The 7,217-nt window shown below is 67.5% G+C and carries 3 protein-coding genes; 1 reads left to right on the top strand and 2 read right to left on the bottom strand.

Going from position 1 to position 7,217, the window contains the following annotated elements:
• Window positions 1–65 precede the first annotated feature (65 nt).
• Both glgB and A5752_RS10465 read right to left on the bottom strand, forming a co-directional pair.
• On the bottom strand, window positions 66–2,279 hold the full coding sequence (gene glgB / locus A5752_RS10470; RefSeq protein WP_067084923.1) for a 1,4-alpha-glucan branching protein GlgB: 2,214 nt from the start codon (window positions 2,277–2,279) through the stop codon (window positions 66–68).
• A 4-nt stretch (window positions 2,280–2,283) separates the two neighbouring features.
• Window positions 2,284–4,371 (bottom strand): alpha-1,4-glucan--maltose-1-phosphate maltosyltransferase, encoded by a 2,088-nt coding sequence (locus A5752_RS10465; RefSeq protein ID WP_067084922.1) that lies wholly within the window; start codon window positions 4,369–4,371, stop codon window positions 2,284–2,286.
• Between the two features lie 219 nt (window positions 4,372–4,590).
• Here A5752_RS10465 and A5752_RS10460 point away from each other — a divergent pair, with 219 nt between their 5' ends.
• Window positions 4,591–7,215, top strand: a complete 2,625-nt coding sequence (locus A5752_RS10460; RefSeq protein WP_067084920.1) for a glycosyltransferase family 1 protein — start codon at window positions 4,591–4,593, stop codon at window positions 7,213–7,215.
• Window positions 7,216–7,217 lie beyond the last annotated feature (2 nt).

The following is a 7,217-nucleotide window of genomic DNA, read 5'->3' as shown; positions in this document are numbered from 1 at the left end:
AGATGTGTATAAGAGACAGGTTCTGTGTCTGCTCGCGAGGGAAGGTTCCCGGGCGGAGAGGCCGTCTACTCGGGCATGTACTCGAACCACAGCGCGGACAGCGGCGGCAGCACCATGACCGCCGACGCCGGCCGACCGTGCCACGGCTCATCGGTCGCCTCGACGGCGCCGTAGTTGCCGATGCCCGACCCGTTGTAGATATCGGCGTCGGTGTTGAGCACCTCACGCCAGGTGCCGGCGTGGGGTAGGCCCAGGCGATAGCGGGTGTGCTCGGTGGCGGAGAAGTTGAACACGCACGCCAGCACGGAGCCGTCGTCGCCGTAGCGAAGGAAGCTCAGCACGTTGTTGGCCGAGTCGTTGGCGTCGATCCAGCTGTAGCCCTCGGGGCGGGTGTCCTGCGACCACAGCGCGCGCCTGCTGCGGTAGATCGTGTTCATGTCGTGCACCATGCGCTGGATGCCGGTCGAGAAGCTGTTCTCGTCGAGCTGGTACCAGTCGACGCCGCGTTCCTCGGACCATTCGGCGCGCTGGCCGAACTCCTGACCCATGAACAGCAGCTGCTTGCCCGGGTGCGCCCACTGGTAGGCCAACAGGCTGCGCAGGCCGGCGGCCTTGTTGTGGTCGTTACCGGGCATGCGGCCCCACAGCGTGCCCTTGCCGTGGACGACCTCGTCGTGGCTGATCGGCAACACGTAGTTCTCGCTGAACGCGTAGAGCATCGAGAACGTGATCTCGTGGTGGTGGTAGCTGCGGTGGATCGGATCGCGCTTGATGAACTCCAACGTGTCGTTCATCCAGCCCATGTTCCACTTCATCGAGAAGCCAAGGCCGCCAAGGTTCGTCGGCCTCGTCACGCCGGGCCACGATGTGGACTCCTCGGCGATCGTCACGATGCCGGGGGCGACCTTGTGCACGGTCGCGTTCATCTCCTGCAGGAACTGCACGGCCTCGAGGTTCTCGCGACCGCCGTAGATGTTCGGCGTCCAGCCGCCCTCGGGGCGTGAATAGTCCAGGTAGAGCATCGAGGCGACCGCGTCCACCCGCAGACCGTCGATGTGGAACTCCTGCAGCCAGTACAGCGCGTTGGCCACCAGGAAGTTGCGCACCTCGGCGCGGCCGAAGTCGAAGACGTAAGTGCCCCAGTCCAATTGTTCGCCGCGGCGCGGGTCGGAGTGCTCGTAGAGCGCAGTGCCGTCGAACCGGCCGAGCGCCCAGGCGTCCTTCGGGAAGTGGGCGGGCACCCAGTCCATGATCACGCCGATGCCGGCCTGGTGCAGCGTGTCGACGACGTGCCGGAACTCGTCGGGTGAGCCCAGCCGTGACGTCGGCGCGTAGTAGGACGTGACCTGGTACCCCCACGAGCCGCCGAACGGATGCTCGGCCACCGGCATCAACTCGACGTGGGTGAAGCCGTTCTCGACGACGTATTCGGTGAGCTGCGTGGCGAGTTCGCGGTAGCTCAGGCCCGGCCGCCACGACATCAGGTGGACCTCGAGCGTGCTCATCGCCTCGAAGACCGGGTTCTGCGCGGCACGGCGCGCCATCCACTCGTCGTCCGCCCACGTGTAGCTGCTCTTTGTCACCTTCGAGGCGGTCTTCGGCGGGACCTCGGTGGCGAACGCCATCGGGTCGGCGCGCTCGCTGATCGAACCGTCGGCGCCGTGGATGCGGAACTTGTACAGCCCGCCGATCTCGAAGCCCGGCCAGAACACCTCCCAGACACCCGTCGAACCCAGCACACGCAGCTGGGCCTCGTTGGTGTCCCAATGGTTGAACTCGCCGATCAGGCTGACGCCCTTGGCGTTCGGCGCCCACACCGCGAACGAGACACCCTCGACGTCGCCGTCGGGCGTGGTGTAGCGGCGGGGGTGCGCGCCGAGAATCTCCCACAGCCGCTCGTGGCGGCCCTCGGAGAACAGATGCAGATCCATCTCGCCGAGCGTGGGCAGGAAGCGGTACGCGTCAGCCACGGTGTGCACGTGCGTCGCGCCGTCGCCGCCGGGATAGTGCACCTCGAGGCGGTAGTCGGCCAGATCGGTGAACGGCAACGCGACCGCGAACAGCCCGGATTCGATGTGCTGGAAGCTGTATCGCTCACCGCCGACGACGGCGACGACCTCGACGGCGTGCGGCCGATAGGCCCGGATCACGGTGTGGTCGTCGTACTCGTGCGCACCGAGCACCGAATGTGGGTCGTGGTGTTCGCCGGCCAGCAGCCGGTTGAGGTCGGCGGTGTGCGGCCGCAGATGTGGGCTGCTCGCCTGTCGGGTCTGCGTCATCTCGTCACTCCCTACGCAGCAGATTGAGTCGTTGGTCGGCGGGCACCTGCGGCATGTTCAAGACGTGTGCCACCGCGCGCACCGGGTCCAGGCGCACGTAATTGGCCTGGCCCCACTGGTATTCGTCACCGGTGATCTCGTCACGCACCCAGAATCGGTCGTAGGGCTCCATCCCGAGCGCGGGCATGTCGAGCCACAGCGTGGCCTCCTCTGGCCCGAACGGGTTGAGCGTGACCACCACCAGCACCTGATCCCCGGTCACGGGATCGAACTTGCTGTACGCCAGCAGCGCGTCGTTGTCGGCGTGATGAAACTTGATCGTCCGCAACTGATGCAGCGCCGGGTGCAGCTTGCGGATCTCGTTGAGCCGGGTGATGAACGGCTCCAACGATTCGCCGTCGGCCAGCGCGGCGTCGAAGTCACGGGGTCGCAGTTCGTACTTCTCGGAGTTGAGGTATTCCTCGCTGCCCTCGCGGACCGGGCGATGTTCGTAGAGTTCGAAACCCGAGTACACCCCCCAGGCCGAACTCATCGTCGCCGCAAGCACCGCGCGGATCGCGAACATCCCTGGGCCGCCGTGTTGCAGGCTCTCGTGCAGGATGTCGGGTGTGTTGACGAACAGGTTCGGGCACGCATAGTCGGCGTGCTCGGCGATCTGCTCCCCGAACTCGGTGATCTCCCACTTCGCGGTGCGCCAGGTGAAATATGAATACGACTGGGTGAAGCCGAGTTTGGCCAATCCGTACAGCCGTGCGGGACGGGTGAACGCTTCCGACAGGAACAGGACGTCGGGGTGCTCGTTCTTCACCTGGCCGATCAGCCAGGCCCAGAAGTTCGGCGGCTTCGTGTGCGGGTTGTCGACCCGGAAAATCTTGACGCCGTGCGCGATCCAGTGCCGAACGACCCGCAGCACCTCTTCGTAGAGTCCGGCCGGGTCGTTGTCGAAGTTCAGCGGGTAGATGTCCTGATACTTCTTCGGCGGGTTCTCGGCATAGGCGATCGTGCCGTCGGGCAGCACGGTGAACCACTCGGGATGTTCCTTGGCCCACGGGTGGTCGGGGGCGCACTGCAGCGCGAGGTCGAGGGCCACCTCCATGCCGTCGTCGCGCGCCGCGGCGACGAACTCGTCGAAGTCCTCGATCGTGCCCAGGTCGGGGTGGACCGCGTCGTGCCCGCCCTCGTCGCTGCCGATCGCCCACGGCGAGCCGACGTCGTTGGGTGCGGCGGTGACGCTGTTGTTGCGGCCCTTGCGGTGCACCTTGCCGATCGGATGGATCGGCGGAAGGTAGACGACGTCGAAGCCCATGCGCGCGATGCGCGGCAACGCCTTGGTGGCGGTCGCGAACGTGCCGTGCACCGGGTTGCCCTTGGCGTCCCAGCCGCCGGTGGAGCGGGGGAAGAACTCGTACCACGCGCTGAACCGCGCCTCGGGACGATCCACCCAGATGCCGTACTGCTCGCCGCGGGTGACCAACTCGCGCAGCGGATACTCGTCGAGCAGGCTGGTGACCTCCGGTGCGAGCGCGGCGCCGGCGCGGGTGAACGGGTCCCCTGCTTGGCGGAGCCGCGCCGCCGCCTCGATGAGCGGATAGCGGTGCTGGCGTGGCACGCCGGCCGAGGCGCGCTCCAGCAGCCGGGCCCCGATCAACAGATCGTTGGAGAGCTCCGATTCGCTCTGACCCGCGTCCAGTTTGGCGGTCACGTTCTTGCGCCAGGTTGCGATCGGATCGCCCCAACCGTCCACTCGGAACGTCCACAGCCCCGCGCAATCGGGGGTGAACGCACCGTGGAAGACGTCCGGGGTCCGACCGGTCGACATCGGCAGGTGTTGCGGCTTCTTGCGGGGTCCGGCCGTGAGCACTGTCTCGATCGGCACCGCCTCGGTGGTCTTGGCCAGCCCCGGCGGGTCGTCGGCGAGCCGAGGGTAGGCCGTGCCGTGATAGCGCACCACCAAGGTCGCGGCGACCGCGTCGTGGCCCTCGCGCCAGACCGTGGCCGCGACCGGAACGATCTCTCCGACGACCGCCTTGGCCGGATACCGCCCCCCGGAGACGACAGGCGCGACGTCATCGATTTCGATTCGACCGGCCACCTACCACTCCTTCTTCTGGCGCGGCCACCGAAGTGCTCCGCCGGCACCGCCGACGTGGCCGCTGTTCTTCTCGGTCGTGTTCTCAGTCAAGTTCAATAAGCCTCGTCGCGCCCTATACCCACGTTAGTGCGCGACCCAACCCGAAGCGGGCGAAGCAGTCCGACCGCGGACCCTGCGCAACGGCGGATTGTCAGTAATGTTGGGTCGCGTGATGGCCCGATGAAAGCCCTGAGAAGGTTCACCGTCCGCGCGCATCTGCCCGATCGGCTGGCAGCGCTCGAGCGGTTGTCGGTCAACCTGCGCTGGTCCTGGGATCGGCCGACGCAGGATCTGTTCGAGGCGATCGACCCCGAGCTGTGGAAGCGGGTCGGATGCGATCCGGTGGGTCTTCTGGGTCAGGTCAGCCCGCAGCGCCTGGACGCGCTCGCCGACGACGAGGCGTTTCTGCACCGCCTCGACGGTCTGGCCGCCGATCTCGACGACTACCTCAGCCGCCCGCTGTGGTACCAGCAGGAGGTTGAGAACGGCGCACAGCTGCCCAACGGCATCGCGTACTTCTCGATGGAGTTCGGCGTCGCCGAGTCGCTGCCGAACTACTCGGGCGGACTCGGCATCCTGGCCGGCGATCACCTCAAGGCCGCATCGGATCTCGGGCTGCCGTTGATCGCCGTCGGACTGCTCTACCGCTCGGGCTACTTCCGGCAGTCTTTGACCGCCGACGGCTGGCAGCACGAGAGCTACCCGGCCATCGACCCGCAGGGTCTGCCGCTGCGACTGCTCACCGACCGCGACGGGCACCCGGTGCTGGTTTCGGTGGCGATGCCCAGCGAACAGGGCCTCGACAACCAGCTGCGGGCCCGGGTCTGGATCGCCCCGGTGGGCCGAATTCCGTTGCTGCTGCTGGACTCCGACGTCCCGGAGAACGACCACGAACTGCGCGGCGTGACCGACCGGCTCTACGGCGGCGACCAGGAACACCGCATCAAGCAGGAGATCCTCGCCGGCATCGGCGGCGTCCGCGCGATCCGGGCGTTCATCGAGCTCGAGGGCAGGCCCTCGCCCGAGGTGTTCCACATGAACGAGGGGCATGCGGGTTTTCTCGGTGTCGAGCGCATCCGCGAACTCATCGACGCCGGGCTCGATTTCGACACCGCGCTGACCGTGGTGCGTTCGTCGACGGTGTTCACCACTCACACCCCTGTGCCCGCCGGTATCGACCGGTTCCCGGAGGAGATGGTGCGGCGGTACTTCGGCGGCTCCACCGACGGCCCGTCGGGGCAGATGTCTCGGCTGCTGCCGGGCCTACCCGTCGATCGCATCGTCGCGTTCGGCGAAGAGGACGATCCGACCAAGTTCAACATGGCCCATATGGGCCTGCGCCTGGCGCAGCGTGCCAACGGCGTCTCGCTTCTGCACGGCAACGTCAGCCGGCACATGTTCAACGAGCTGTGGCCGGGGTTCGACCCCGAGGAGGTGCCGATCGGGTCGATCACCAACGGTGTGCACGCGCCGACCTGGGCGGCGCCGCAGTGGATGGAACTCGGGCGCGAACTGCTCGGCAGCGAGGACCTGAGCAGTGCGCGAGAGCCCGCGGTCTGGGGCCGGCTGCAGCAGGTCGACACCGGGCATCTGTGGTGGATCCGCTCGCAGCTGCGCGAGCAGCTTGTCGAGGACGTGCGCGCGCGGTTGCGTCGCTCCTATCTGGAGCGCGGCGCGGCCGAGGCCGAGCTGGGTTGGATCGCAACGGCTTTCGACCCCAACGTCCTGACGATCGGATTCGCCCGGCGGGTGCCGACCTACAAGCGTCTGACCCTGATGCTGCGCGACCCCGAACGCCTGGAACGGCTGCTGCTCAACGACGAACGGCCGATCCAGCTCATCGTCGCCGGTAAGTCACACCCCGCCGACGACGGCGGCAAGGCGCTGATCCAGCAAGTGGTGCGGTTTGCCGACCGGCCCGAGGTTCGCCACCGGATCGCGTTCCTTCCCGACTACGACATGTCGATGGCCCGTCAGTTGTACTGGGGATGCGATGTGTGGCTGAACAATCCGCTGCGTCCGCTTGAGGCCTGCGGCACCTCGGGCATGAAGAGCGCGCTCAACGGCGGGCTGAACCTGTCGATCCGCGACGGATGGTGGGACGAGTGGTACGACGGCGAGAACGGCTGGGAGATCCCGACCGCCGACGGCCTGGCCGACGAGAACCGGCGCGACGACCTCGAGGCGGCCGCCCTCTACGACCTGCTCGAGACCTCGGTGGCGCCGAAGTTCTACGACCGCGACGAGCGCGGCGTCCCGGCGAGGTGGGTCGAGATGGTGCGGCACACGTTGATCGTGCTCGGACCCAAGGTGCTGGCCTCGCGGATGGTGCGTGACTACACGGAGAAGTACTACGCGCCGGCGGCGCAGTCGCTGCGGCGGACCGTCGAACCGGGTGGTGATGGTGAACCATTCGGCGCCGCAAGGGATCTGGCGCACTATCGGCTGCGCGTCCAGGAGTCGTGGCCCAAGCTCCAGATCACCGACGTCGACAGCTACGGGCTGCCCGACACCCCGCTGCTTGGCTCGGAGCTGACGCTGACCGCCACCGTGTACCTGGCCGGTCTGCGGCCCGACGAGGTCGCGGTGCAAGCGGTGCTCGGCCGCGTCGACGCCGGCGATCACCTGGTCGATCCGGTGACCGTGCCGATGGCGCACACCGGGCCCGCCGACGGCGGCAAAGACGTGTTCTCGGCCACCGCGCCGTTGCCGGTCGCGGGACCGGTGGGCTACACGGTCCGGGTGCTGCCGCATCATCCGCTGTTGGCGGGTGACAACGAGCTCGGCCTCGTCACGCTCGCGTGACG

Origin of the sequence: Mycobacterium sp. 852002-51961_SCH5331710, assembly GCF_001665535.1 — a bacterium.
In the GTDB taxonomy this organism is placed as follows: Bacteria; Actinomycetota; Actinomycetes; order Mycobacteriales; family Mycobacteriaceae; genus Mycobacterium.
This window is presented reverse-complemented; position numbering and strand designations above follow the sequence as displayed.

Coding starts and splice junctions, on each gene's coding strand:
- A5752_RS10460 (WP_067084920.1), top strand. CDS start 4,591: ATGAAAGCCCTGAGAAGGTTCACCGTCCGCGCGCATCTGCCCGATCGG.
- glgB (WP_067084923.1), bottom strand. CDS start 2,279: ATGACGCAGACCCGACAGGCGAGCAGCCCACATCTGCGGCCGCACACC.